Source organism: Rhodococcus sp. IEGM 1306 (assembly GCF_036541985.1).
Lineage (GTDB): Bacteria > Actinomycetota > Actinomycetes > Mycobacteriales > Mycobacteriaceae > Rhodococcus_F > Rhodococcus_F qingshengii.
The window spans coordinates 127,420-153,970 of record NZ_JAZHFF010000009.1 but is presented as its reverse complement, the minus strand read 5'-3'; the positions used below and the strand labels follow the sequence as shown (position 1 = coordinate 153,970).

The window sequence follows — 26,551 nt, the reverse complement described above, 5'->3', positions numbered from 1 at the left end:
TTTCCGTCCTAGACGTAGTCGTAGACCGCTGAGGTGGCGCCACCCGAAAGCTGCGCGTAGCCCGGACCCCGATCGAAGAAGGGCTCGTTCTCACCGCGTTCCGAGCGCAACTGATCCCGCAACTCCGTGGTAGCAGCCTCGTCGACGGTCGGCTCGTCACCCTCGATCATGACGACAACGCCGTAGTCGTCGCGTGCACCCTCGACGGAAACCTTGCGCCACTGAATGTCTCGCAAGACCTCTTCGGTCGGGCGCTCCAGTGGATCTCCCCAACCGCCACCACCGGTGGTGCGAATCCGTACGACCTCGCCGGCCTTGATCGGCTCGGCATCGGTCAGCGCGTCGAACTCACGCTCGTTCGGTCCACCCGGATCCAGGACGACGGAGAACGGCCGACCGGCCTTGCCGCCCTTGACTCCCCAGCAGGCGAGGATCGAACGGTCCGCGATGGACATGAAGTGAGCATCCTTGAGCATGCGGATGTGCTTCTCGTATCCCAGGCCGCCCCGGTAGCGTCCGGCTCCGCCGGAATCCATGGCCAGACCGAGCTTTTCGACGATGAAGGGGAAACGGCTCTCGGTGAATTCGGTCGGCAGGTTCCGTGAATCGGGAACGACGTGAATCGTGTCCTCGCCGTCGGCGTAGTAGCGTCCGCCGGAACCGCCGCCGAGCACCTCACGCATGAGGTACGAGTGACCCTCGAAGTCCTCACCGTAAACGCCGGTGTACCTGATGGTCTCCTGATCGGCGGGCATGTTGCCGTCCACAGCCTTGGCGACGACGCCGGCCAGCACTCCGAGCAGACGGAGGATGACGAACGTGCGCGCGTTGGTGGGGGCAGGGAAGATCGGGGTGATCAGTGTTCCCTTTTCGGGGAACTTCATCTCGATCAGCGGTACGACGCCCTCGTTGACATCCAGTTCGGCCATGCGCTCCGGGGTGTCCGCGAGGTTACGCAGAATCGGGGCCAACCACTTGATGAGGAAGTTTCCGTCCGCGTAGTCACCGCAGTGGTTGATCGGGCCCTTTGCCTGCGGTCCGGTTCCGTTGAAGTCCAGGATGAGTCGCTCGCCGCCCTCGTCCTCCGGCCGCGTCTTCGTGAGCGTGATGCGCTGGATGTGGAGCATCGGCTCGTCGACGCCGTCGTGCTCGGCGTAGTCCTCCCACGTGTACTCACCGACCGGGATCTTGCTGAGGATTTCGCGGCGGTACGTCTCGGTGGTCGCGTCCATCATCGCGTCGAAGCACGACTCGACGGTGTCGACGCCGTAGCGCTCGAACAATTCGGTGAGTCGACGCGCACCCATCAGGCACGCCGAGCACTCGGCGTCGAGGTCAGCTGCGAGGGCGTCCGGCATGCGGGAGTTACGCGTCATGATGCGCAGCGCCGCCTCGTTGGGAACTCCCTGGTCCCACAGTTTGATCGGCGGAACCATCAGTCCCTCTTCGTACACCGTGGTGGCGCCGGACGGCATGGAGCCGGGGCAGCAACCGCCGATGTCGTCGTGGTGACCGAATGCCTGAACGAACGCAACAACCTTCGGTTCGGCATCGGGAGTGACGCGGGCGAAGACAGGCACCGTGACGCAGAGGTCGGGGAGATGGCCGATGCCACCTTCGGACAGGTAGACGTCGTTGTGGAAGTACACGTCTCCCGGCTTCATCGTCTCGAGTGGGAAGTCCCGGGCGATCGGATGCACCAGCGCGGAATACGAACGGCCCGTGAGCTTGCGGAGGTTCCGGTCGTGAATACCGGCGCGGAAATCGTGAGCATCACGGATCATCGGTGAGCGCGAGGTGCGCGAAATGGAGGTCTCGACCTCCATTTCCACGCTGGCGAGGTAACCGGCGACGATCTCGACCAAAATCGGATCAGGTGACGCGCCGTCGGTAGCGGTGAGTCGGTACGGCTTGGCCGCGGTGGCAGCAGCAGCATCGAGAATGGCGGTCATCACTTCACTCCGTTCGAGTCGGAAGACTTCGAGATACGAATGTTCCCGAAGGTGTCGATACGTGCCGAGAATCCGGGATGGATCGGGACAGTCGAGCTGAACTCCTCGATCACGGCCGGTCCTTCGATGACGTCACCCGCACCGAGCAGTGTGCGATCGTAGGTGGCCGTTTCGACCCAGCTGTCGAAATACGATTGACGCGAACCGGTTCGAGCGGTGTCGGCGCCGGTGCCGGCCGGGATCTCCTTGAGCGTCGGACGCTTGATCGGGCCGATGCCACTCACGCGCAGGTTGACCCATTCCACGTGCTGCGACGGGTCTCCCCGGAAGTCGTAGCCGTACAGCTCGCGGTGCGCCTGGTGGAACGCCTCGGCCGCGTCGTCCATGATCTGCGTCGTGACGGTACCTTCCGCCACCGGGACGCGTACCTCGAAGGCCTGACCGAGGTAGCGCAGATCCGCAGTGCGAGAGTACTTGCGCTGCGTCTCGTCGAAACCCTCTTCGGCAAGCGCGATCTCGGCTTCGCCGGCCAGCGCGTCGAACTGGCTCTGCAGGTCTTCAGCCTTCAACCGGTCGTGACGACTGACGTGCGTCTGGACGTAGTCGTTGCGGACATCGACCGTCAGCAGACCGAACGCGGAGACGTTACCCGGATTGAGCGGGACGAGAACGTCTTTCAGACCCAGGATGTCGACGAGACGGCAGGCGAGCAGGGAGCCGGAACCGCCGAACGTCACGAGGGTGAAGTCGCGAACGTCGAGGCCACGCTTGACGGTGATCTGACGCAGGGCGTTGGCCTGGTTCCACGCCGAGACCTCGAGGACGCCGACCGCGCACTCCTCGAAGCCCAGACTGAGCTGTGTTGCAAGCTCTTCGAGGCCCTTGCGTGCCAATTCCGTGTCGAGAGGAATCTCGCCACCGAGCAGGTGGGGTGGGATGCGACCGAGCAGGACGTGCGCGTCGGTGATGGTCGGTTCGCTGCCGCCCTTGCCGTAGCACAACGGTCCGGGATCGGCGCCGGCCGACTGAGGGCCGACTCGGAGGGTGTGTTCCGGCGTCATCCACGCGATCGACCCACCACCGGCGCCGACGGTCACGACGTCGATCATCGGGATCTTCGACGGGTAGTTGCCCACTCGCCCTTCGGTGGTCAGCGCGGGCTCGCCGCGAACCACGACGGTGACATCCGTCGACGTTCCGCCGCCGTCACAGGTCAACACCTGCTCGACGCCGGCGGCGTCGGCGATCAGCGCAGCACCGAGGGCTCCGGCGGCCGGTCCCGACAGGACTGTCGTAATAGGCTGGTGAACAACCTCTTTGGCCGACAGGACACCGCCGTTGGACTTCATGACGTAGAACGGGATGTCGCGGGGTTCACCGTCGGTGGTCGAGAACTCACGCAGACGATTCGCGATGTTGTTCACGTAGTTGCGGATATTCGGCTTGACCGCGGCGTCCACGAGTGTGGTGATGGACCGCTCGTATTCGCGGTACTCACGCAGCACCTGGCTCGAGATGCTCACCGTCGCATCGGGGAAAACTTCGAAGAGGATGTCGCGTACGCGCTCCTCGTGCGTCGGATCGGCGTACGAGTGCATGAGGCAGACGCCGATGGTCCGGATCCCGCGGTCCTTGAAGAACTGCGCTGCGCTGCGAACGCTCTCTTCGTCGAGCGGACGAATCTCGCTGCCGTCGAAGGAAAGGCGTCCACCGACGGTGCGTACACGATCGGCGGGGACGATGCGTTCGGGCTTGACCCAGAAGTACGAGTTGCCGTAACCGTCCGGCACCGACTGACGAGCGATTTCGAGAACGTGCTCGTAGCCCTCAGTGGTGATGAAGCCGAGGTTCTCGACCTTGCCTTCGAGCAGCTTGTTCGTCGCTACGGTCGTGCCGTGGCTGACCGCACCGATCGAGTCGCCACTCTCACCGAGCTTGGCGAGCACTTTCTCGATACCGGCGAGAAAGCCCTCGGCGGGGTCCGCCGGGGTGGACGGGGTCTTGGTGGTGACGATGGCGCCGGTTTCGTCGTCCACTGCCACGATGTCGGTGAACGTTCCGCCGGTATCGATACCGACCCGAATCTTCCTGGGTTCCACGCTTCCTCCTGAGATCTTTGGCTCGTCTCGTCTGGTACCGATCGACGGTTGCGGCCTAGCCGGTAAGTGGCTCGTACCTGACGTGTAGAGCTATTCCACAGGTTCGGAAGAGCGGATTCTTTGTCACAATTCGGCGAATCGGGGGACCAAGGTTCGGCGCACGATCACGAGCGGATCTTCGCCGGCGCCCCAGTGGGTTACGCGGACGTGAAAAACGCCCCGAACCTGGTCGGTTCGGGGCGTTTCCCTCATCGTGAATCAGCTGTTGACACCTACGCGAACTACTCGCGACAACCAGAACGCGCCAGGAATCCGCCTATAGCAACACCTGACAAAGCAATGGCTGCGCCGACGACGGCGCTGACCATCACCGTGCGAGCATCTGTGCCGCCCGCTGTCGGTGCAGCGGCCGGAAGAACCGCCGGTGCCGCGACAGCTCCGGAAACTACCGGCGCGCCTTCGACCGCCACTGCCGGTACCGCCGCCGCCACGGCGGCAGTGACCTTCTCGGGAATGCCGTTGGCAATGACGCCGTCGATGCTCTTGAAGAACACCCCGGCCATCTTCTTGGCTACACCGGTGATCATGCGCTGCCCGACGCCGCCGACCATCCCGCCGACCACGGCGTCGGCGTCATACGAAAGCAGCGTGCCACCCTCGTTCTCCGTCAAGGTGACCGTGACGTCCGCCTTCACCGTGCCGGGAGCACCCGCCCCCGAAGCCGTCATGACAAACGAATTGGGCCGATTCTGTTGCGACAGAACAACCTCGCCGTCGTAGACGCCCTTGATCGACGCAACTCCCGCCATGATGGAGAGCTTGTAGTGATTGTCCGTGAGCTGCTCGAGCGACTGCACACCGGGAATGGTCGCGGCCAGTACACGACCGTCCTGGAGCTTGTCGTAGACCTCTTCGCGAGGTGCCGTCAGCTGCGCGGTGCCGGCGATTCTCATGCATTCTCCTCTGATGACGAACCCGCGTGTGCGAGTCGAAGTTCGAACAGTTCGGACGGTGAAATGGGCATGGACGTGATCGAGATTCCTTCGGCGTCCTCGATGGCAGCCGCGATGACGGCGCTGGTGGGGATCACACCCGCCTCACCGGCACCCTTCATTCCGAGTGGGTTGAGTCCCGACGGCGTGACGGTGTGATCCATCTCGAGCGAATCCGGCATCTCGGTGACGAACGGCATCAAGAAGTCCATGTACGACGCGTTGAGCATCTGCCCGTGCTCGTCGTAGACGATCCGCTCGTAGAGTGCGCCGCCGATACCTTGCGCGACGGCGCCCATGACCTGACCTTCGACGATGCGGGGGTTGATCACGTTTCCGCAGTCGTGGATGACAACGTAACGACGGACCGTGATCTCGGCTGTCACGGGATCGGTTTCGACGATCGCCGCGTGCACTCCCGAAGCGAAGGTAGAACTGGGCGGCGAGTAGTAGCCGGTTGCTTCCAGACCGGGCTGCTCACCCTCGGGAATCGGCGGCTTCGACATGTCCGTGTCGGTCTTGGCGAAACCGGTGGCCAGCTTCGACTCACGGTCGAACGCATATCGTAGCGGGTTCGACAGCACGGCAACAACACTCAGCGGTACGGACGTACCCTCCACTCCGGCTTCGGTGCCGATCTTGCACACGTGCCCTTCCCGGAGTTCCAGTTCGGTTTCCGGCAGATCCAAGATTCCGGAGGCGATCTTCTTCGCCTTCTCCGCGACCATCTGCGCCGCGACATGGAAGGCCGAACCCGACATGACCGCCCCACGCGAGGCGAAAGTGCCGACGGCATAACCGAACCGGCGGGTATCACCCGTGACGATCTCGACGTCGGAGACCTTGACTCCGAGATCGTCCGCGACGATCTGGGCGAACGCGGTCTGATGGCCTTGGCCTTGCGTCGTCAAGCCAGTTGCCGCCTTGACCTTTCCAGACGTCTCGACCACGACGTGCGCACCCTCGTAGGGTCCGGGTCCGGTTCCCTCGACGTACGCACCGATACCGATTCCGACCGACCGACCTTCGGCGCGAGCCTTCCTCTGGTACTCGGGAAATCCGTCCCAGTCGATGAGCTTCTTGAGCTTGTCGATGCCTGCCTGATAGTCGCCCGTGTCGTAGATCAACGGGCGTCCGTCCTGGAACATCAGGCCGAAGTCGTACGGCATGTCCTCGGGGCGAATGAAGTTCGCCTCCCGCACCGCGATCTTGTCCTTGTTCAGGTACTTGGCGATGGCGTCCATGGATCGCTCCATCGCGAACACGGCCTGCGGACGTCCGGCGCCGCGGTACGGGGTCACGATCACGGTGTTGGTATACAGCGAATAGGCGTTGACCCGGAACGACTTCGGCTTGTACGGCCCGAGAACCTGCGTCGCGGTGTTGATCATGACGATGATCCCGTACGGCAGGTAGGCACCGTTGTCGTGCCAGAACGTGAAGTCGAACGCCAACAGACGACCCTCGTCGTCGAATCCGATGTCGACCTTCTGGATCTGCCCGCGCTCGTGTGCGCTCGAGATGAAGTGCTCACGGCGATCCTCGACCCACTTCACCTCGCAGGAGATACCGGCCTGGCCGAGGCGTCGAGCGGCCCACGTGATCATGACTTCTTCGGGCCACGGGTGAACGATCTTGACGCCGAATCCGCCGCCGACGTCAGGAGCGATGCAGTGAACCTTGTTCAGCGCCATCCCCAATCGCGCGGCGATTGCGGCGCGGGCGGACGTGGACGTCTGGGTGGAGGTCCAGAACGTGAGGGTGTTCTCGTCACCGTCCCAACGTGCGTAGACGCCCTTGCCCTCCATCGGCATGGAAGCCGAACGCTCGATTTCGAGATCCAGCGTCAGTCGGTGCGGCGCGGCGGCCAGTTCGGCATCCAGATCTCCGAACCCGTGCTGCAGGTGAGCGGCGACGTTGTCCGGAACGTCGGCGTGGACGGCGTTGGCGGCGGTGCGAGCGACGTCGATCCCCACTACAGGCTTCAGCGCCTCGTAGGTGACGTCGATCTTCGCGCAAGCGTCCTCGGCGATGTACCGGTTGTCGGCGACCACCATGGCGATGGCTTCTCCGACATGCTTCACCTCGTCCTTCGCGAGGGGATACCCGTTGCGCGGAGCGATGATTCCCGGATGAGGAATGAGCAGTGGCAGGTTCTCCGCCATTTCCGGCGTGTCCGCGAGGAGATCTTCGTAGGTGTAGATGGCATGTACGCCAGGCACTTCCAGCGCCTGATCGATGTCGATGTCGATGATTCGCGCATGGGCGTGCGGCGACCTGACGAATGCCGCGATCAGCGCATTGTGGCCCAGATCGTCGAGGTATCGCCCCTGCCCGCTGAGCAGACGCGTATCTTCCTCGCGCGGAATCGGTTTGCCGAAGAACTTGCCGTCGTCGGCAACCGAATGATCGGCCGTCGAATGATCGGAAGCGGGATGCTTCGCCCCGTTGCGCTTTGCTGGTTTGACCGGAGTACTCATGCCTTACCCGCCCGTCCTCCGACGGGATTCGTTGTTCCCCGCACTTTACGATCCAACGCCTCCCGAGTGGACGCGTCGTCGATTCCGAGCGGGAACTGCCCGGCCCGTTCACGCTTGATCTCGGCTGCGCGCAGAACCGACGCCCTGATGTTCTGGTACCCCGTACAACGGCAGAGGTTTCCCGCTATCGCGTCGGTAGCTTCCTCCCGCGTGGGGTTGGGGTTCTCCTCGAGAAATGCCGCGATGGTCGTCACGAATCCCGGAGTGCAGAATCCGCACTGCAGACCGTGACAATCCTTGAACGCCTGCTGAACCGGATGCAAAGTGCCGTCCGGCTCGACGAGGCCTTCGACGGTGGTGATCGATCGACCTTCGAGGCTGGCCGCGAGGACGAGGCAGGATCGAACAGGCTTTCCGTCGAGCAGCACGGTGCACGCACCACACACGCCGTGTTCACAACCCACGTGCGTGCCCGTCTTACGGAGGTGGTGACGAATGGCATCCGAAGCCAGAGTGCGGGAGGGAAGAACGACGGTGTTCGTCACCTCGTTGAGCGTGAACGTGACAGCTACATGGTGCTCACCGGTATCTGCTGCCAGCTCGGCAAGTTGATCATCGATGGAGCGATCGTTTTTGGACATTGTCACCACTTTCCTGCCAGTACTGCGTTCTCACTGAGAGCATCCGTTGCCGCCGCGAAGCCGACCCGCGCCGTGAGCGCGGACACCAACTGCGAGCGGTACGCCGCCGTCCCGTGAATGTCTGCCTCGGTATCTATCTGCGCGCGGGCGCATTCCCCGAGGGTGCGCCACCGCGGGTCTCGCTGATCCGTCGCGGACGCCCCCGCCAGCACGTTCGTGTAGTCCACGACCTGCCCCAGCTCTCCGGCGGACACGTACGTCATGTGCGCTTCGGTCACCAGACCGTCGACCACGCGAATCCGGGCGACGACGCCGACCAGTGCATAGTCACCGTGACGACGCGCGATCTCGTCGATGGCGGTTCCCACGCCGGGTTCGGCGGCGGGCACCGACACCGACACCGCGATCTCGTCTGATTCCAGGCTCGACTCGAGAGGGCCGGCGAAGAGATCCGTCGACGCGATCTCGCGGGTGCCACGCACCGACTGGACGGTCACGCTGCCCCCGAGCAGCGTCAGGACTGCCGGCATCTCCGCCGACGGATCGGCATGGACGATGGAGCCGACGCTCGTCCCGCGGTTACGGATCGTGGGGTGCGCTACCAACTGCAGAGCACGGTTCAGCAGAGGCTGGACTCGACGAGCACCTTCGTCGGCCGCCAGCACCGAGTGCGTGGCCAGGGCCTGGAACCGCACTCCTTCGTCTTCGGACGAGGTCACCGAAGCGAGGTTCGGGATCGATCCGATGTCGACGATGTGGGCGGGCGCGGCGAGGCGCATGGACAGCAGCGGCACAAGCGATTGCCCACCGGCGAGCACCTTCCCCTCGTGAGAGACCTCGGAGAGGATTCGGCACGCGTCCTCGACCGAGGACGGTCGGTGATAAGTCAGCGGCGACGGTTTCATTACTCAATCCTGCCTCTATGAGTCACTTCACGTTTTGTGCAGATGTGACAACGGTCACGGGTCATACCTGGCATACATTCAACTTGGCATCACGTGAGCTGCGCCACGGGCTCTTCGCGTTCGTCATCTGACGCATTCGCCCCCGGCGTTGCGCCCGGCCGCCTGCCGGACTTCGGCCTGTTCAGTTCAGGGTTCCAGGACCCTACGAGCCGGCAGAGGTGGTACATCACGATCAAGACGATGGTGCCGAGCGCGATACCTCCGAGCGAGAACGTGTCACTGAACTTCAGCGCCGTGTCGCCGATACCGATGATCAGACCGGCGGCAATCGGCATCAGATTTAGCGGGTTCCCGAAGTCGACGCCGTTCTCTTTCCAGATCTTGGCGCCGAGCAGACCGATCATGCCGAACAGAACCACAAGAATTCCGCCCAGGACGCCGCCGGGCGTCGCCGCCATGACTGCTCCGAACTTAGGCGAGAAGCCGAGCAGGATCGCGATGAAACCCGCAATCACGTACGCGGCGGTCGAGTACACCCGCGTGGCAGCCATGACACCGATGTTCTCGGCATGAGTCGTCGTAGGGGAGCCGCCTACTGCGCTGGCGATGGCGGTGGCAAAACCGTCACCGGCAATGGCGCGTCCGATGTACGGGTCGAGATCGTCGCCCGTGATTTCGGCGACCGCCTTGACGTGTCCGGCGTTTTCCGCGACCAGTGCGATGACACCGGGAAGCACCAGAACGATGAATGTGAGGCTGAACGAGGGAGCATGAATACCGACGATCCCGTTGGCTTCGTCCGAGAACGGCGGCAACCCGAACCAGGACGCCGAGTGCACCGAATCCCAGTTGACACGAAAGTGCTCGGTGGGTGCGCCGCTACCACTGGCGGACGTGATCGGACCGGAGAGCCGGTCGAGGACCCACGAGAAGATGTAGCCGAAAACCAGCGCGACGAGAATGGCGATACGTCCCAGGAAGCCGCGTAGCGCAACGCTCATCACGATCAGTGCAACCATCACGATCAGTGCCACCCACTGATCCTGCGGCCAGTACAACCCCGCGACAACGGGCGCCAGGTTGAAGCCGATCAACATCACCACAGCGCCGGTGACCACCGGCGGTAGCGCTTTACTGATGACGCCACCGCCGAGAAAGTGGATGGCGATGCCGACGAATCCCAGAACCAACCCCGACACCAGAATCGCACCGGTCACTTCGGCCGTCGTTCCACCTTGGGCACGAATGGCGGCAACGCCACCGACAAAAGCTGCGGATGTTCCGAGGTAGCTGGGGACGTGCCCCTTGACCACCAGCAGGAAGAAGAGCGTACAAAAGCCTGACATCATCACGGCAAGTTGAGGATTGAGGCCCATGATGATCGGGAAGACGAACGTCGCGCCGAACATCGACACGACATGCTGGCCGCCCAACCCGATGGTTCTCGCCCAACTGAGTCGCTCGCCGGGAGCGACCACTTCGCCGGCTCCGATGTTCTTTCCGTCTCCGTGCAACGTCCAGATCGGCATGACGAGACCTTTCGCAAAGGAGGAAGGTGTTCGAAATGCTTTGTGCCCCAGCTCACAAACACCGTGTCTGGAGTGAAACGCTAATGCAGGACCGAGATTTGGACGTGATGACAATCTGCCAGAACCCACTCACCGAGATTGGCAACAATGGTGGCAGATGATGCGGGCAGGGGTCATCGTCAGTGTTGGAGGCAGTTTCGACCGAAATGAGGACCACGCCACGAAGGGCCCAAACATTTTCTTCGGCTTAATGATTCCGTAACACGATGTCTGTCAACGGAAAACGACAGTCCTAGCCGAGGGCTGCGAGGATTCCCGCTGCCATCTCCGCGACCTGATCATCGGTCATCACAAACGTCGGCGAAATCTGCATCGCACCCTGACCCGCCGCGCGACCCGAAATACCGTGCTCGCGAAGCGTCTTCACGAACGGCAACGCCTCCGCCGGATCAGCCAACTGCACAGCAGCAACCGCACCGAGCCCACTACGAACCTCCGCCACCCGCGGATGCTCCGCCAACGGCTGCAGATGCGTATGCAACGACGCCTCCAAACGCTTCGACTCCGCGAGCAGATTCTCACGCTCGAGAATGTCCAGGTTCGCCATCGCCGCCGCAGCAGCACCGGCATGCCCGCCGTACGTGTACCCATGACGCCACCACGAACCCGCATAGAACGGCTCCGCCACCCGCGGCGCGATGAACACCGCACCCATCGGAACATAACCCGACGTCAAACCCTTTGCCGTGGTCATCATGTCCGGCTGCAAATCGAAACGAGTAGACGCGAACCACTCACCACCGATCCGGCCGAAACCGGTCACCACCTCGTCGACGACAAACAGAATGTCGTGCTCGCGGCAGATGTCACGCACCTCCGCCAGATACCCCTCCGGCGGCAGATACACCCCACCCGCACCGATGATCGGCTCCGCGAAGAACGCCGCGATCTTGTTCGCACCGATCTTCTCGATCAACTCGAGCAGGCTCTTCGCATCGTCCCAGCCGACCGTCGCCGCATCCGCCATCAGCTCGCCGTACCCCTCACGGTTCACCGGAATACCAGCGAGAGCCGTTCCGGCAACGTGCATTCCGTGATACGCCTTCTGACGACCGACGATAATCGCCTTCTCCGGCTGCCCCACCTCGTGCCAGTACCGGCGAGCGAGCTTCGCCGCAGTGTCCACCGAATCCGAACCACCCGAGGTGAAGAAGATCTTGCTCCCGGCAACCGGCGCGATCGTCGCCAACCGCTCCGCCAACACCTGCGTGGTCTCGGGAACAAAATCACCGAAGTTGGAGAAATGAGCGATCTTCGACAACTGAGCCGCCACCGCATCCGCGATCTCCGTGCGCCCGTGCCCGACATTGGTGAACCACAGGCCCGCCGTCGCATCCAGATACCGAGTGCCCTCGCGGTCCCAGATGTACGCGCCCTCACCGCGAGAGACGACAAACGCGCCGTTCTTCTCCACAGCGCCCATGTCCGCGAACCCGTGCCACAATGCCGAAGCCATCGTCGTTCTCTCCCAACTGGATACGTTCGAAATAGATCGGTCAGTTCACGCGGAGTGCGGGCGGAAGAACCCGCTCGACCCACTGGGTTGCCTGCTCGAATGCGTAGGCGAGTTGGAGTACGTCCAAGTCGGCGCCGTGCCGACCGATGATCTGGATACCCATGGGAAGCGAGCGATCATCGAAGCCGACCGGCATCCCCGCAACCGGAACCCCGGCCATCGTCCAGGGAACAACCGTCTCCATCCACCGGTGATACGTGTCCATCGACCGGCCGTCGACGGTCTCGGGCCAGTGAGTGTTCTTGTCGAAAGGAAACACCTGGGCACTGGGCGCAAGAATGTAATCGTAGGTTTCGAACATCTTGGTAATGGCCGACAGCCAGCCGTTGCGGGCCTCCGCGGCCTTGGTCACGTCGAGAGCCGACAGTGTGACCGCGTGCTCGAGTTCCCACAACAGTTCGGGCTTCATCAACTCGCGCAAGCTCGGATCGTTGTACTGATCGATCAAGCCGAGCTGTGCCCACCAACGCCACCGCAAGAACAGTTGCCAGATGTCCTCGGGTTTGAAGTCGGGAAGCGCCGCCTCGACGCGGCACCCCAACTGTTCGAAGACCTCGAACGAGGATTCGCACAACTCGAGAACTCCAGGTTCGGTTGCCAGGTAACCGTTCCAGTCACCGACCCATGCGATCCGAGAGCCCTTCAGATCACGTGCGAGGCTTTCGGTGAATACCGCGGGATTCTCACGAATCCCCAACGGTGCATAAGCATCCGGCCCCGCCATCGTGGAAAGCAGGTGAGCCACGTCGGTGACGGTTCGGCCCATCGGGCCCACAACAGCGCCCTGAGCGATGAATCCCGTCTCCGGTATCCGACCCCAGGATGGTCGAAACCCAACAACGTTGTTGAATGCCGACGGGTTTCGGAGCGAACCCATGTAATCGCTTCCGTCAGCCACCGGCAGCATGCGGAGCGCCAACGACGCAGCGGCGCCTCCGCTGCTACCGCCGGCAGTGCGCGAATTGTCGTACGGCGACACCGTCGTACCCCACACCGGGTTGTACGTCTGGGATCCGAGCCCGAACTCCGGTGTGTTCGTCTTGCCGATCACGATGGCACCGGCAGACCTGATCCGCTTGACGAACAGTTCGTCATCTTCGGCGATTCGGTCCGCGAACATCGGCGACCCGGACGTGAACGGCAGACCCTTGGCCGCCGAAAGATCCTTCACCGCATGCGGAAACCCGTGCATCCAACCGAGATACTCCCCACTCGCCAACTGCGAATCACGCTCGCGCGCCTCCGCCGTCAACGCTTCCCGATCCCGCAATGCGACAATCGCGTTCACCGCCGGGTTATGTAATTCGATCTGATCGAGGAAGCTGTCCATCACCTCGACACACGACACTTCACGCCTGCGTATCAGACCACTGAGCGTGACCGCATCGGCCATGACGAGTTCGCGATTCTCGGGCGCACCGGAAACGCTCTCGTCGACAGGGTCAGCAGCATGAACCATCGTGAATCCTTTCAAGCAGTGAAGTGGGGTACGCCGCGGCGGACTCGCCGCCACCGGCAACTGATTCGAGGACGAATTGCCGGTGGCGGCGCGACTGTCGAGGTTTCCAGCGAGGTTCTTGCCTACTACTGACCGAGATCGACGATGGCAGCGACTGGGCCGCCGCCCTCGGGACCCTGGTGCGCTGCCGATACCGAGACGAACACTGCCGGATCGCCGGTGACAGCTGCCGTGACTCCGCCGACACACGACTTGATCTGGCGGTGCCAGTGCACGTCGGAGTCGTCGAGCATCGCATTACGACGGCCACGGACCGTTCCGTCCTGACTGGCCTCGCACTTCAAGAACACGTTGACGAGTTGACCGTCCAGGTCGCTCGAGTGCGGCCGCTCCGGAAGTTCGAGTCCGGCGTCACGGATCGCCGCCCAGATGCCGTCCTGGTCGAGCGGATCCTTCATCACGCTGTGGCCGATCCGGTAGCGTCCGCCGACGCCACGTGCGTTACCGACGACGACGATCTGCGCGCGGTCCAACTCGACGCCGGACGAGCAGGATGCGACAGAGGAGAAGAGTTCGCGGCTGTGCATGACATCCTCGTCGGTCGGCATGTCGATTTCGCCGAGCGCAACCGCGATCCCCAGAGCCGTTCCGCCGTTGGACAGGTCCATCGACTCATGAGTCTGTTCGGTCCACACAGTCTTGCCGCGGCTCTTGGCGTCACGGATGGTGTGAATTGTCAGCAACGGAGTCTTGGTCTGTACGTAGTGCACGTCGGCGGGATCGGTGATGCCGGCATTGGCCATCGCGTCTTTCACTGCCGCAGCAACTTTGGTGATCATGGCCGTACGGCCGATGTCCTCGGGCAGCAGTTGCTCACTCATGGCGACACCCACGGTCAGTCGCGGCTCGTCGGTCTTGGTGACCTTGTCTGCCGGCACGGTCGCGAAGATCGTCGCGTGCGGGCTGATCACGCCGTCCGTGCCGCCGGACCAGACGATCGGCACCTCCGCCACTTCTTCGGGGCTGCGATTACCCTTGGCGGAGAGAACCTCTCGGAACGCTCGGTCCGCGATGATGCGCGTGTAGTCGTTGACGCCGCCGTTACCCTCGGTTTTGCCGATGACTGCAATGACGCGGTCGGCCTCGAGGACACCGTCGTCGATCAGCTTGGCGAGCTCACTGGCGTCGGAGACGCTGTGTAGCGGAACCTTACGGACCTCGATTGCTTCGGGCATTGGCATCTCCTTGTATAGGGAATCGTGGAGGCAAAATTGGGCCTTGACAGCTCCGGGCGCCCAGTCCAGCCGAGCGGTTCGGAACTGCCGTGTCGACCACGCTATGACGACTCGAACCCTTCGGCATCGTCAATACTTGCCCAAACGAAAACCGTGATTGGTTATTTCGACTCCGATTCACCGGTTGTGCGCCGCCCCATCGGTTCTCACTTACGATTCGACCATGGACACCACTGTTGTCGACCATCCGCTGGCGGCATCTCTGCTCACGACCATGCGCGACGCTCGCAGCGACAACGCAACGTTCCGGTCCGCCTTGCGCAGACTGACCCATATGTTGGTCTACGAGGCCATGCGCGGCGCAGAACTGGAACAGTTCGACATCGAGACGCCAGTTGCTCCGACGCTGGGGGTGCGGCTGGCGAATCCACCGCTCCTGGTCCCGGTCTTGCGAGCGGGCCTCGGCATGGTCGAACAGGCGAGTGCCCTTATTCCGCAGGCAGGCGTCGGTTTCGTGGGAATGGCACGAGACGAGAAGACACACCAGCCGGTTCCGTATCTCGAGTCCCTGCCTGCTGATCTGTCGAGCACCCCCGTCTACGTCCTCGATCCGATGTTGGCGACCGGTGGATCCATCGTCCGCACAATCGATCTGCTCATTGCACGCGGAGCCACCGATGTGACTGCAATATGTGTAGTCGTGGCTCCGGAAGGGATCGAAGCACTGAAGAACTCCGGACATCCGGTCCGGCTCCTCACAGCGAGCATCGACGACGGCCTGAACGAAAATGCTTTCCTGATACCTGGACTCGGAGACGCGGGCGATCGCCAATTCGGGCCGCGGTAGTTGGCAGACATACGGAGAACCGCTCATTCCGAGAGGCTATTTTCGTCAACTGTTGACAATGTTCGTCGCGTGATCGAGCGTAGTCTCGCGACATGGATAGATCTGCCAAATATTCGAGCGAAGAGCTTCAACATTTGCCAGAAGGTGGCGACTACAGACTCACAGTTCGGGATGTCCTCGAGCTGCCCAGTCTGCGTGGAGCCGAAGTCCTTGCCGGGCACGGGGGCTTGCGCCACCTCGTTCAATCGGTGAACGTGATGGAAGTACCGGACATCCTCGCTTGGGTGAAGCCGAACGAGTTGTTGGTGACAACCGGGTTCCCGCTGCGCTACGGGCGAACCGGCGAGCTTCTCGACGACACAGATCTCAGTGACCTCGTCGACGGTCTTGCACGTCGAGGAGTCGCGGCACTTGCCGTGAAAACGGGCCGTTATCTCGACGAGCTGCCCGAGGCGATGCTGCACATGGCAGAGCAGCGAGGGCTTCCGCTGTTGGTTCTTCCCGTCACCGCGGGATTCGACGAGGTGATCTCGGAGGTCTTCACCAAGTTGGTGGCGAAGCAGTCCGCGGCACTCGATATTGCCGATCGACTTCACCGCTCGTTGACATCGATCGTCTTGGAAGGTGGCGATCTACCTCAGATTGCCGCAGAATTCGCCGCGCTTTTCGACGTCAGCGTTCTGATCTGCTCGCCGGACGGAAGGGTATTGACCGAGGCCGGGGATTCAGCCGCGCTGAACGCGCTTCCGTTGTTCGAAAGCACCGGTCGGTTCCTGACCGAGCGGGTCGCCGTCGGTTTACAGAACGCGCCCAAGGGATTTCCCGGCCAGTTGGCGCTCACCCGAGTGGTGGCCGGCGGCACCGACCACGGCCGGATGGTGGCGTACGCCGGCACCCACGAACTCGGCGCAGTTGTCGTTCAAGCGCTGGAGCGAGCGGCCACCGTTGCCGCGCTGGCCGTCACCAAACAGCTGGCAGTTGCGGCAGTGGAATCCAAGTTCCGCGGCGACTTCCTCCGCGACGCACTGATAGGCGAAGCCGGCTCGCCTGCGGAAGTGAGCGCGCACTTCACCCAGTTGGGGTGGGATGTCACTCGTCCACTTGCCGTTGTGGTTGCAGAACTCGACGTCGATTACCCGGAATCCCAGCACGCGAATTCCACTCGCACGGACCAAGATCGACTCAGCGACGGCTGGCAACAAGTGGTACGAACACACGAGCGGACGGCGCCGTCCGTCGGGTTTCGACACGAGGTGGTCACGCTTTTCCCGACCAGCACCGACCGTGCGGTTCGGGACATCGAAGGGTTGGTGCGCAAGGTTGCCGGCGATCGCACCAGCGGCCGCCGATCCTTCAGCACGGGAGTGAGCCGGGTGATCTACTCCCTGGCCGATCTACCCGCGGCCTACGACCAAGCCTGTACAGCCGTGGTCGTCGGCCGACGTATCAACGGGCCGGGGCAGATCGCACACTTCGACGAACTCGGTGTACACCGACTCCTCTCGCTCCAGACGGACAAGAGCGAACTGCGTTCGTTCACCGATGACGTTCTGAAGTCCTTGTCGGCGGACAACGCCGAAGCCGCTGACCTGCGTCTGACACTCCAGACCCTGCTCGACTGCAATTGCAATGTCGCCGAGGCCTCCCGGGCGCTGCACATGCACTACAACACTTTGCGTTACAGAATCGGAAAGCTGGAGAGCGTCGTCGGATCGTTCACCGACGACCCCGTCCTTCGATTGAACGTCTCACTCGCCCTGCAGGTCATGAAGATGCACGAAATGTCATGACTTCGCACGATATGAGCTGACAGAACGTCCCGATAACGGTTCGATACAACCGCAATCGCGCCGCCCGGTGAGCGTTCGTCACTTCTTACCCACCACTGACACCCGTCGTCGGCAAGGTTACCCATGTGCCGTTCACCGGTGCCCGCTTACGGTTCGAAAGACGGGCCGCACATACCTCCTTCAGTGGCCCTGGCCGGTTTCTCGGTCCAGCGGACCGGAGTCGACCGAACTACGGAGGCCTCAACCACCAACTGGCTCAGCCAATTACACCAGAACACGGCGGTGCGACATGAACTCGACTTCGAAGCCTCACAACACAAGTGCTCGTAGTGGTCCGTTACACGACGTGATAGTCGTCGACCTCACGCGCGCACTCGCGGGTCCTCACGCGGCAATGATGCTCGGCGATCTGGGTGCCGACGTGATCAAGGTCGAATCACCTCACGGCGGCGACGACACCCGTGGGTGGGGGCCGCCTTTTGTGGAGCCCACGTTGGAACCACCGAACACACAACGGGAATCGACGTATTTTCTGTCCACGAACCGGAACAAGAAGTCGATCACGCTCGATCTGAAATCCGACAGTGGGCGCGCGACCCTCGAAGATCTCGTCTGCCGCGCCGATGTTCTCATGGAGAACTTCCGCACCGGAGTTCTCGATCGACTCGGATTCTCGACCGAGCGGTTGGCCGAACTCAATCCTCGACTGATCGTTCTGTCCATCAGCGGTTTCGGCCACGACGGCCCGGAAGGCGGTCGCGCCGGCTACGACCAGATCGCCCAGGGGGAAGCCGGACTCATGTCGCTGACCGGCTCGAGTCCGGACGACGTTCAACGAGTCGGAGTTCCGATCGCCGACCTTCTCGCCGGAATGTACGGGGCGTTCGGTGTCGTCGCGGCTTTGAAGGAACGCGAACAGACGGGGAAAGGCCGCGTTGTCCGAACGTCGCTCTTGGCCAGCGTGGTCGGTGTTCACGCGTTTCAAGGAACGAAGTGGACCGTCGCCGGTGAGGTAGGCACAGCGCAGGGCAACCACCATCCCTCCATCGCACCGTACGGACTCTTTCGTACCGGCGATGGCGCAGTACAGATCTCGGTCGGCAGCGAAAGCCTGTGGAGAAGATTCTGCGAAGGATTCGACCTCGACCCTGACGCCCCGGGTATGGCAACAAACGCCGAACGCGTCGAAAATCATTTCCAGGTCGTCGAATTGATCGAACGTACCTTCAAGCCGTACTCGCGTGACGAGCTTCTGACCGAACTCGACCGCATCGGAGTACCAGCAGGACGGGTTCGGACGATCTCCGAAGTGTACGAATGGGAGCAGACCCGATCACAGGGATTGCTCGTCGACGTCGACCACAGCACGCTCGGAAACATCACACTGCCCGGTCCACCGCTACGATTTTTCGATCCGGACGGAACCGAAGTGACGGAGACCCGCCACACTGCACCTCCGGTTCTCGGTGAAGACACTGACGAAATCATGTCATGGCTACAAGGATTCACCCGATGAACCGCCTGACGGCTCGCGACTTGCTCGACCTGGTGATCGATGCCGGCACCTGGGAATCGTGGGATACCCCTCCGATTCCCGTCGCGACCGACTCCGACTACGCCGAAGCACTTCTGCGGGCCCAGGAGAAGACCGGACTCGACGAGTCCGTCCTGACCGGAAGCGCCTCCGTCCGAGGCCGCCGTGTGGCAATCATCGTCTGCGAGTTCGGCTTTCTCGGCGGATCGATCGGCGTGGCGGCGGGAGAACGCCTCGTCGTCGCCATCCGTCGAGCCACGCAGGAGCAGCTGCCCCTTCTTGCGCTTCCCACGTCCGGGGGAACGCGTATGCAGGAGGGGACGACGGCGTTTTTGCAGATGGTCAAGATCACCGCGGCGCTCATCAAGCACAAAGAAGCGCACCTGCCCTACATCGTCTATCTCCGAAACCCCACCACCGGAGGCGTATTCGCGTCCTGGGGATCACTCGGTCACGTGACGATCGCGGAACCGGGGGCCCTCGTCGGATTCCTCGGCCCCCGAGTGTTCGAGGCCTTGTACAACTCACCTTTCCCCGCCGGTGTCCAGACAGCGGAGAACCTTCACGAGCACGGACTCATCGATGCAGTGAGGCCGCCAGACCAGCTCGCCGAAATCGTCGAACGCGCATTGCGCATCATCACCGGGGCGCATCGTGGGTACTTATTGCCCAGTGACCCGTGCTCGTACGATTGCCCACCCGATACGTCGGCGTGGGAATCCGTCGTCGCATCCCGGCGCGAAGACCGACCGGGGATACGGGAAGTGTTGCTCAATTCCGCCTCGGACATGCTCCCGCTCAACGGAACCGGCCAAGGCGAGAACGATCCCGGCATCATGCTCGCGCTCGTTCGCTTCGGCGACATGCCCTGCGTCCTTCTCGGACAGGACCGGCGCGGACAGACTGCTCACTCCCCACTCGGCCCCGGCGCTCTGCGGGAGGCTCGGCGAGGTATGCGGTTGGCCGCAGAACTCGACCTGCCGCTGGTGACGATCATCGACACAGCGGGCGCGGCACTGTCGAAGGAGGCCGAAGAAGGCGGACTGGCGGGCGAGATCGCTCGGTGCATAGCCGACATGATTTCACTCGAGGTCCCCACCATTTCCCTCCTGCTCGGGCAGGGCACGGGCGGCGGCGCCCTGGCACTGATTCCGGCCGATCGAGTGCTGGCGGCCCGCCACGGTTGGCTCTCGCCCTTACCTCCCGAAGGTGCGAGCGCGATCATGTTCCACGACGTCACGCACGCGCCGGACATGGCAGCCAGTCAAGGGATCAGGTCCTTCGATCTGCTCGCGGGCGGCATCGTCGATCGGGTCATCCCCGAATTTCCCGATGCCGCGGACGAATCCGCCGCCTTCTGCACTCGCGTCGGAGCGGTACTGCACTACGAGCTGAGCGTGCTCAGTGCTACCGATGCGACTGAACGGCTCAACACCCGCACCGAACGCATCGACCGTATCGGCCTGGTCGAAGCCAGTACCTCCGTCTGATCGATCAGTACCCAGAACACCGGAAAGGCCGGACACCCCCCGCGGAGGATGTCCGGCCTTCGTCGATCGAGCACACTCAGCCAAGCGTCACGTGAGTTGCTTGGCGGGTTCCTCCCGATCGCCGCCGGGAGTCTTCGAATCCGGCTTGTTCGGTTCCGGATTCTTCGCATTCAGTTCCGGGTTCTTCGAACCGATGAACTGGCACAGGTGGTACATCCCGATCACGACGATGGTGCCGAGCGCGATCCCGCTGAGCGAGAACGTGTCACTGAACTTCAGAGCCGTGTCGCCGATACCGATGATGAGGCCGGCCGCGATCGGCATGAGGTTGAGCGGATTGCCGAAGTCGACGCCGTTCTCCTTCCAGATCTTCGCGCCGAGCAGACCGATCATGCCGTAGAGCACCACGGTGATTCCGCCGAGAACACCGCCGGGCGTCGCCGAGATGACGGCACCGAACTTGGGGGAGAAGCCGAGCATCATGGCGACGATGCCGGCAACCGCGTAGGCGGCGGTGGAGTACACACGGGTCGCTGCCATGACACCGATGTTCTCGGCGTACGTCGTGGTGGGCGAACCGCCGACGCTGCTGGCGATAGCGGTGGCGAAACCGTCACCGGCGAGCGCACGTCCCATGTACGGGTCGAGGTCGTCCCCGGTCATCTCGGCCACGGCCTTGACGTGGCCCGCGTTCTCCGCGATCAACGCGATGACACCCGGAAGGACCAGGATGATGAACGTGAGGCTGAACGACGGAGCGTGGATGCCGACGATTCCGTTGGCCTCGTCCGAGAACGGAGGAAGCCCGAACCACGACGCCGACTGCACCGAATCCCAGTTGACGCGGAAGTGCTCGGTGATCTGACCGGTGCCTGCGTCGTAGGAGGTGATCGTCCCCGAGACCCGGTCGAGGATCCAGGAGAGGACGTAGCCGAAGATCAGCGCCAGGAAGATGGCGATGCGCGCCATGAAGCCGCGTAGCGCGATACTCATGACGATCAGGGCCACCATGACGATCAGGGCCACCCACTGGTCCTGCGGCCAGTACAGCCCCGCGACGACGGGTGCCAGGTTGAATCCGATCAACATCACCACCGCGCCGGTCACCACCGGGGGAAGAACCTTGAATACGACCCGGCCACCGAGGAAGTGGATCGCGATACCGATGGCCGCCAGGACGAGTCCGGACACCAGGATCGCGCCGGTCACCTCGGCGGACGTTCCGCCCTGGGCGCGAATGGCGGCGATACCACCGACAAAGGCCGCCGACGTTCCGAGGTAGCTGGGAATGCGTCCCTTGACCACCAGCAGGAAGAAGAGCGTACAGAAGCCCGACATCATCACGGCAAGTTGAGGATTGAGTCCCATGATGATCGGGAACACGAACGTCGCGCCGAACATCGACACCACGTGCTGGCTGCCCAGCCCGATGGTTCTTCCCCAGCTGAGCCGCTCGCCGGGAGCGACCACTTCACCCGGTTTGATGTTCTTTCCATCTCCGTGCAACGTCCAAATCGGCATGATGGGACCTTTCGTGCAGAGGAAGGTGTCCGAACGCTGAGTGTGCTCCAGCTCACAAAACACCGTGACTGGAGTGAAACGCTATTACAGCGCAGGGGTATCGACGTGATGACAATCTGCCAGAACCCACCGACCCGGATTGGCAATATTAGTGATTGATGCCGCGCATCGCGGTTATCTTCAGTGCTAGAGACAGATCCAGCCGGAGTTCGGGTTGCGCCGTGAAGGGTCCCAGCATTTTCTCCAGCTTAACGACCCTGTAACGCAGTGTGTTGTAATGGAAGTGGAGCTTGCGCGCTGTCTCGGCGATGTTGATGTTGGTCGCGAGCAAGACTTCCAATGTCTTGCGCATGTCCTGCGCTTCGGCAGTTTCCTCCGTCAGTTCCCGCAGTGTCTCCCGCGCGAACGTCTCCAGCTCGTTTTCGTCCTCGACCAGACTGAGCAGTCTGTACACGCCCAGATCGTCGAACTGAGTCACCGTCCACGGACCGGAGATCCGTCGCCCGACGGTCAGTGCGGTGCGCGCCTGACTGTAGAGCGCCGGAACGGCGTCGATCGCCGCTGTCGGCCGGGACACCCCGACACTGAACGGCCTTCTCCCGCCGCCACCTTCACCGCGAACGACCGTGACGAGGTCCCGCACCAATGCCATCGTGTCGGTGCCGACGCCCATCACGATCACCGTCTCGCCCGTCAGCGCGGTCACCGCCGCACCGGGATCGCGGTGGGCGATCGCGCCGGAGAACGCCATCGCCTGGCGATCGACGACGGGCAGCCGAGCGGGCGCCGCAGAGGCCGGTTGGTCGATCGGGTCCGGCTCGATCGAGACGATCACCAGCGGGCGGTCGAAGTCCCAACCGAATGTCTTGGCATGGGAGACAACGTGATCGTGGTCCCCGGCCCGGCCGAGGAGCAGGTCGTGAACGAAGTTGGCGCGATGGCGTTCTTCCACCGACGCAACGGCCTGCTCACGGGTGATGACCAACGCGCACACCGACGCGGCCCGCTCGACCAGGTACTGGTCGTAACTCGTCATGACGCGCTCACCGGTGAACAACGCGAGACGCCCGTGGTCGATGTGATTGGCGGAAATCGCGGACACCGCGATGAATTGACCGTCGAACTCGTGCAGACCCAATCCGCCCTCGACGGTGTCGGTCCGCAGACGACCGGTGGAATCGACGGCGGGACAGGCAGACAGATGCTTGCGCTCCGCGGCGTCCCCGGCGCGGCAGATCTCGCGTCCGTCCGAGGTGGTGATCAGGGCGGCGCCCTTCATCTCCCGAGCGATGACTTCGGTCAATTGCGGGAGGCCGCCGCCGCCCATCACGACGTCGACCAGCAGCCGTCGCAAGCGCTCGGCCCCGAACATGGCGTCGATCTGGGCCGACTCCGTCTGCTCACGGTCTCTCGCCGCAGGGTGATCACACGCACCGTGAAAAACCAGGAGCGGGAAGCCGGCGCTTTCAGCCGCGTCGACCAGCTCCGGCGCGAGAGTGTCCCCGTCTGCGCCGAATTGGACGGCAAGTGCCGCAACACCTCGCGTCGACAACCGTCCGACAAATGCTTTGAAGGTTTCGGTGACCCTGGCGAGGGTTTCCGGCGTGGTGATCAGCAACTGTCCGTGCCGCAGCCACGGTCCGATGTCCGGAACCGCCATGAATCCCACCCGGGCTACCGTCGGGTCTTCGCAGCCGCCGGCGACCTTTCGAACACCAGGAAGGAGCTGGGTTCGGAGAAGTTCGGAGAGAACAGCATTCACCTCGGATGCCGGTACGGCCGGGTTTGCCACTTGGCAGGCACCTCGATTTCATTCGGATCACGGAAGATGGTTCACGAAAGAAACGATCCTATCCCCACCGAACACAAGATGTCCGAATTCAGCGCAGTCGACTCAGGCCGTTCGATGCAGGGCGGTCGGATTCTCCTGAGGTGGCGGGTGGATCGGCCCCTGCAGATCCCGCAGTTCCAAACCGGAGGCATTGCGCAGGGTCTTGGTCATCTCGGCGAGGATCGACACTGCAGTCTCCTCCGGTGTCCTCGCGCCGAGATCCAACCCGATCGGTGAGTGCAGACGCCCCAACTCGGCGTCGGTGACGCCTCGCTCCTTCAACAGCGCCACCCGACGCTCATGCGTCGCACGACTTCCCATCGCGCCGACGTACGCAGCCGGCGAACGCAGCGCGATCTCGAGCAGGGGGATGTCGAACTTCTCGTCGTGCGTGAGCACGGCCAGGACGGTTTTGTTGTCGATCGGTGCGGTTTCGAGGAACTTGTGTGGCCACATGACGACCAGATCGTGGGCGTCGGGGAAGCGCCCCCGTGTCGCGAAGACCGGCCGTGCGTCCACGACGGTCACGCGATAACCCGCAAAGGCGCCCAACGTACACATCGAGGCCGCGAAGTCGATGGCCCCGAACACGTACATCCGCGGTAGTGGCGCGAAGATCTCGACCAGCAGGTCGTGCTGCGAATCGATGAGAGTTCCCGCCGGCGCGACAAAAGCGACGGACTCACCGGTGTCCATCGTGCGCAGCAGGATGGACACCTCGTCCTCCGTGGCATCCAGATCTCCGCTGCGTCGGCCGTGCTCGACGACGAGGTGCCGTGCCGGTGCTCCCGGACGCACTTCGGTGACCACGACGACGGGCGTATCGGCCTCGATCCGTTCACAAACCTGACCGAACTCGACGAAATCGGCTCCGACGGCCTGGACGAACACTTCGATGGTTCCGCCGCAGGTCAGCCCTACTCCGATGGCGTCGTCGTCGGAGACGCTGAAGACCTCGACGCGACTGGTGCCGTCGGCGAGAACCTCCTGGGCGATCTCGTACAGTGCACTCTCGATACACCCACCCGAGACGCTGCCGACCACCTCGCCGGAGCGTGAGACGGCCATCGAAGCACCGGGCATGCGCGGTGAGGATCGCCAGGTACGGACAACCGTCGCCAGTGCAAAATCCTCGCCGCGGGCGTGCCACTGCGCCAGCTGAGTGGAAATGTCGCGCATCGCCTCGCCTCCCGCTTGCATCGCCGTCCGTAGAGAGTTCACGGTATCGGCCCACCGCAATCCTGCCTGTCACACAATGCGCCTAAATCCGGGCCCTGCAGTTGTGCAATGTCGCCGTCGCATCACCTTGCGCTCTCGACCAGTGTTGTCACCGAGCCCAGCCGAAAGCAGGCCTGACCTTCATTCTTCCCCTCTCCGACGATCACTGCAGCGGCAATTCACGCAGATGGTGCGACGGATCGAGTGGGCGACGTTGCACACCACAGAACCGAGGTTTCTCCCATGGACCAATTGCTCAGCGGTATCAAAGTTCTCGACCTCACCCGTGCTCTCGCGGGGCCTCTGTGCACGTCACTACTCTCGGATTTCGGCGCCGACGTGGTCAAGGTCGAAACCCGTGGCTCCGGCGACAGTTCGCGTCAGTGGCCTCCGTTCGACGGCGATCGAAGCCTCTACTTCGCTTCCGTGAACCGCGGCAAACGGTCGATCGCCATCGACATGCGCAGTGACCGCGGGCGGAAACTGCTTCGCAGCCTGGCCCTCGACGCAGATGTGCTGGTCGAGAACTTCCGTCCGGGAGTACTGGCCGACATGGGGCTCGATCCCGACTCGCTCGAGCAGGAGAATCCAGGGCTCGTCGTGATGAGCATCAGTGGTTTCGGCCCGGTGGGCCCTGACCAGTTCGCGCCCGGACTCGATCAGGTGGCCCAGGGCATGTCCGGGCTGATGTCGGTCACCGGTGCCGGGGAACAGACCCCGATGCGGGTCGGTATCCCCATCATCGACACGGTCTCGGGCATCTACGCGGCACTGGGCATCACGGCGGCACTGGCTTCGCGCGGACGCGACGGTCGTGGGCACCGCGTGCAGACCTCGTTGCTGGAATCCGCGATCTCGATCATGACCTTCCAGGCGCAGGACTACCTGAGCACCGGGCGGGTTTCGACGCCGAACGGCAATACGCACCCGACGATCACGCCGTACGGCGCTTTCGACACTGCCGACTTCCCGATCAACATTGCCACCGGCTCGGACAAGCACTGGATCGCACTGTGCTCGGTACTCGGTGACCCCGAGCTCGCCTTCCGTACCGAATATGCCACGGGTAAAGAACGTTTGGTGCACCGAGACCAACTGACCAAAGAACTCGAGGACCTACTGACCACGAAGGGCGCAGCGCAATGGATCTCCGAGATCCGCGGTGCCGGAATCCCCTGCGGCCCCATCCATTCGATCGATCAGGTGTTCTCCGACCCGCAGGTCGAGGCATTGCAGATGGTCGAGCAGACCCAGAGCGCCGACGGAACGTCGATTCCCGTTGTCCGCGGACCGTTCTGGGTGGACGGCAAGACCCTTCCCGTCAGGAATGCGCCACCCATGACTCTCGGCGGTGACGCCGACGACGTACTCACCGACTTCGGCCTGCGCCCGGAGGAGATCGAGGATCTTCGCGCAAATTCGGTGATCTGACCGCACACTAGTAACAGAGCA

At 62.9% G+C, this 26,551-nt stretch carries 19 protein-coding genes; 6 read left to right on the top strand and 13 right to left on the bottom strand.

Annotated features, from left to right (window positions below):
- Positions 1–8 precede the first annotated feature (8 nt).
- The 9 genes from V3587_RS23935 to V3587_RS23895 all read right to left on the bottom strand — a co-directional run bounded on the left by V3587_RS23935 (position 9) and on the right by V3587_RS23895 (position 13,633).
- A complete protein-coding gene (locus V3587_RS23935; RefSeq protein ID WP_125052442.1) occupies positions 9–1,952 on the bottom strand; it encodes a hydantoinase B/oxoprolinase family protein in 1,944 nt (647 codons plus the stop codon).
- Positions 1,952–4,051, bottom strand: coding sequence for a hydantoinase/oxoprolinase family protein (locus tag V3587_RS23930; RefSeq protein ID WP_007735491.1), 2,100 nt, complete (start codon positions 4,049–4,051; stop codon positions 1,952–1,954). The genes V3587_RS23935 and V3587_RS23930 overlap by 1 nt, the downstream gene beginning before the upstream one ends.
- 281 nt (positions 4,052–4,332) lie before the next feature.
- Positions 4,333–5,004 carry an SRPBCC family protein gene (locus V3587_RS23925; protein ID WP_007735490.1) on the bottom strand — a complete coding sequence of 224 codons (672 nt, stop codon included), beginning with the start codon at positions 5,002–5,004 and terminating at the stop codon, positions 4,333–4,335.
- Positions 5,001–7,523: an aerobic carbon-monoxide dehydrogenase large subunit gene (gene cutA, locus V3587_RS23920; protein WP_019746089.1), complete on the bottom strand. Its 2,523-nt coding sequence runs from the start codon at positions 7,521–7,523 to the stop codon at positions 5,001–5,003. The genes V3587_RS23925 and cutA overlap by 4 nt, the downstream gene beginning before the upstream one ends.
- The gene (locus V3587_RS23915; protein WP_003946048.1) at positions 7,520–8,164 is read right to left on the bottom strand and encodes a (2Fe-2S)-binding protein; all 645 of its coding nucleotides are present in this window, start codon (positions 8,162–8,164) and stop codon (positions 7,520–7,522) included. Before V3587_RS23915 ends, cutA begins: the two co-directional genes overlap by 4 nt.
- 2 nt (positions 8,165–8,166) lie before the next feature.
- Positions 8,167–9,069, bottom strand: a complete 903-nt coding sequence (locus V3587_RS23910) for an FAD binding domain-containing protein (protein ID WP_007735487.1) — start codon at positions 9,067–9,069, stop codon at positions 8,167–8,169.
- An 89-nt stretch (positions 9,070–9,158) separates the two neighbouring features.
- Positions 9,159–10,598 (bottom strand): uracil-xanthine permease family protein, encoded by a 1,440-nt coding sequence (locus V3587_RS23905; protein ID WP_003945984.1) that lies wholly within the window; start codon positions 10,596–10,598, stop codon positions 9,159–9,161.
- A 292-nt stretch (positions 10,599–10,890) separates the two neighbouring features.
- Positions 10,891–12,114 carry an aminotransferase family protein gene (locus V3587_RS23900; RefSeq protein WP_172827079.1) on the bottom strand — a complete coding sequence of 408 codons (1,224 nt, stop codon included), beginning with the start codon at positions 12,112–12,114 and terminating at the stop codon, positions 10,891–10,893.
- 40 nt (positions 12,115–12,154) lie between these two features.
- Positions 12,155–13,633, bottom strand: coding sequence for an amidase (locus V3587_RS23895; protein WP_047270153.1), 1,479 nt, complete (start codon positions 13,631–13,633; stop codon positions 12,155–12,157).
- Here V3587_RS23895 and V3587_RS23890 point away from each other — a divergent pair.
- Positions 13,625–13,765, top strand: coding sequence for a hypothetical protein (locus V3587_RS23890; RefSeq protein WP_155277953.1), 141 nt, complete (start codon positions 13,625–13,627; stop codon positions 13,763–13,765). The genes V3587_RS23895 and V3587_RS23890 overlap by 9 nt on opposite strands.
- Here V3587_RS23890 and V3587_RS23885 read toward each other — a convergent pair.
- On the bottom strand, positions 13,759–14,868 hold the full coding sequence (locus V3587_RS23885; RefSeq protein WP_007735206.1) for a ring-opening amidohydrolase: 1,110 nt from the start codon (positions 14,866–14,868) through the stop codon (positions 13,759–13,761). The genes V3587_RS23890 and V3587_RS23885 overlap by 7 nt on opposite strands.
- Before the next feature lie 223 nt (positions 14,869–15,091).
- Here V3587_RS23885 and upp point away from each other — a divergent pair, with 223 nt between their 5' ends.
- The 4 genes from upp to V3587_RS23865 all read left to right on the top strand — a co-directional run bounded on the left by upp (position 15,092) and on the right by V3587_RS23865 (position 20,529).
- Positions 15,092–15,715: a uracil phosphoribosyltransferase gene (upp, locus tag V3587_RS23880; protein ID WP_007735207.1), complete on the top strand. Its 624-nt coding sequence runs from the start codon at positions 15,092–15,094 to the stop codon at positions 15,713–15,715.
- Positions 15,716–15,807: 92 nt separating this feature from the next.
- Positions 15,808–17,505, top strand: a complete 1,698-nt coding sequence (locus V3587_RS23875) for a PucR family transcriptional regulator (RefSeq protein ID WP_047270151.1) — start codon at positions 15,808–15,810, stop codon at positions 17,503–17,505.
- 289 nt (positions 17,506–17,794) lie between these two features.
- Positions 17,795–19,021: a CaiB/BaiF CoA transferase family protein gene (locus tag V3587_RS23870; protein ID WP_007735210.1), complete on the top strand. Its 1,227-nt coding sequence runs from the start codon at positions 17,795–17,797 to the stop codon at positions 19,019–19,021.
- Positions 19,018–20,529, top strand: coding sequence for a carboxyl transferase domain-containing protein (locus V3587_RS23865; RefSeq protein ID WP_007735211.1), 1,512 nt, complete (start codon positions 19,018–19,020; stop codon positions 20,527–20,529). Before V3587_RS23870 ends, V3587_RS23865 begins: the two co-directional genes overlap by 4 nt.
- Before the next feature lie 87 nt (positions 20,530–20,616).
- On the opposite strand, the gene V3587_RS23860 is transcribed toward V3587_RS23865, so the two are convergent.
- The 3 genes from V3587_RS23860 to V3587_RS23850 form a co-directional block, all read right to left on the bottom strand.
- Positions 20,617–22,050, bottom strand: a complete 1,434-nt coding sequence (locus V3587_RS23860; protein ID WP_003946008.1) for a uracil-xanthine permease family protein — start codon at positions 22,048–22,050, stop codon at positions 20,617–20,619.
- 148 nt (positions 22,051–22,198) lie between these two features.
- The gene (locus V3587_RS23855; protein ID WP_283377373.1) at positions 22,199–23,842 is read right to left on the bottom strand and encodes a PucR family transcriptional regulator; all 1,644 of its coding nucleotides are present in this window, start codon (positions 23,840–23,842) and stop codon (positions 22,199–22,201) included.
- Between the two features lie 102 nt (positions 23,843–23,944).
- Complete coding sequence (locus V3587_RS23850; RefSeq protein WP_283377372.1) at positions 23,945–25,060, bottom strand: XdhC family protein; 1,116 nt, start codon at positions 25,058–25,060, stop codon at positions 23,945–23,947.
- Between the two features lie 282 nt (positions 25,061–25,342).
- On the opposite strand from V3587_RS23850, the gene V3587_RS23845 reads away from it, so the two are divergent.
- Entirely contained in the window at positions 25,343–26,530 is a 1,188-nt protein-coding gene (locus V3587_RS23845; RefSeq protein ID WP_042450600.1) for a CaiB/BaiF CoA transferase family protein, read from the top strand.
- Positions 26,531–26,551: the final 21 nt, after the last annotated feature.

What these genes read in the sequence shown, in the direction of transcription:
- cutA (WP_019746089.1), bottom strand. Translation starts at nt 7,523, where the DNA reads ATGAGTACTCCGGTCAAACCAGCAAAGCGCAACGGGGCGAAGCATCCC.
- V3587_RS23875 (WP_047270151.1), top strand. Translation starts at nt 15,808, where the DNA reads ATGGATAGATCTGCCAAATATTCGAGCGAAGAGCTTCAACATTTGCCA.
- V3587_RS23850 (WP_283377372.1), bottom strand. Translation starts at nt 25,060, where the DNA reads ATGCGCGACATTTCCACTCAGCTGGCGCAGTGGCACGCCCGCGGCGAG.
- V3587_RS23900 (WP_172827079.1), bottom strand. Translation starts at nt 12,114, where the DNA reads ATGGCTTCGGCATTGTGGCACGGGTTCGCGGACATGGGCGCTGTGGAG.
- V3587_RS23910 (WP_007735487.1), bottom strand. Translation starts at nt 9,069, where the DNA reads ATGAAACCGTCGCCGCTGACTTATCACCGACCGTCCTCGGTCGAGGAC.
- V3587_RS23905 (WP_003945984.1), bottom strand. Translation starts at nt 10,598, where the DNA reads ATGCCGATCTGGACGTTGCACGGAGACGGAAAGAACATCGGAGCCGGC.
- V3587_RS23845 (WP_042450600.1), top strand. Translation starts at nt 25,343, where the DNA reads ATGGACCAATTGCTCAGCGGTATCAAAGTTCTCGACCTCACCCGTGCT.
- upp (WP_007735207.1), top strand. Translation starts at nt 15,092, where the DNA reads ATGGACACCACTGTTGTCGACCATCCGCTGGCGGCATCTCTGCTCACG.
- V3587_RS23870 (WP_007735210.1), top strand. Translation starts at nt 17,795, where the DNA reads ATGAACTCGACTTCGAAGCCTCACAACACAAGTGCTCGTAGTGGTCCG.
- V3587_RS23895 (WP_047270153.1), bottom strand. Translation starts at nt 13,633, where the DNA reads ATGGTTCATGCTGCTGACCCTGTCGACGAGAGCGTTTCCGGTGCGCCC.
- V3587_RS23865 (WP_007735211.1), top strand. Translation starts at nt 19,018, where the DNA reads ATGAACCGCCTGACGGCTCGCGACTTGCTCGACCTGGTGATCGATGCC.
- V3587_RS23890 (WP_155277953.1), top strand. Translation starts at nt 13,625, where the DNA reads ATGAACCATCGTGAATCCTTTCAAGCAGTGAAGTGGGGTACGCCGCGG.
- V3587_RS23860 (WP_003946008.1), bottom strand. Translation starts at nt 22,050, where the DNA reads ATGCCGATTTGGACGTTGCACGGAGATGGAAAGAACATCAAACCGGGT.
- V3587_RS23925 (WP_007735490.1), bottom strand. Translation starts at nt 5,004, where the DNA reads ATGAGAATCGCCGGCACCGCGCAGCTGACGGCACCTCGCGAAGAGGTC.
- V3587_RS23885 (WP_007735206.1), bottom strand. Translation starts at nt 14,868, where the DNA reads ATGCCCGAAGCAATCGAGGTCCGTAAGGTTCCGCTACACAGCGTCTCC.
- V3587_RS23935 (WP_125052442.1), bottom strand. Translation starts at nt 1,952, where the DNA reads ATGACCGCCATTCTCGATGCTGCTGCTGCCACCGCGGCCAAGCCGTAC.
- V3587_RS23915 (WP_003946048.1), bottom strand. Translation starts at nt 8,164, where the DNA reads ATGTCCAAAAACGATCGCTCCATCGATGATCAACTTGCCGAGCTGGCA.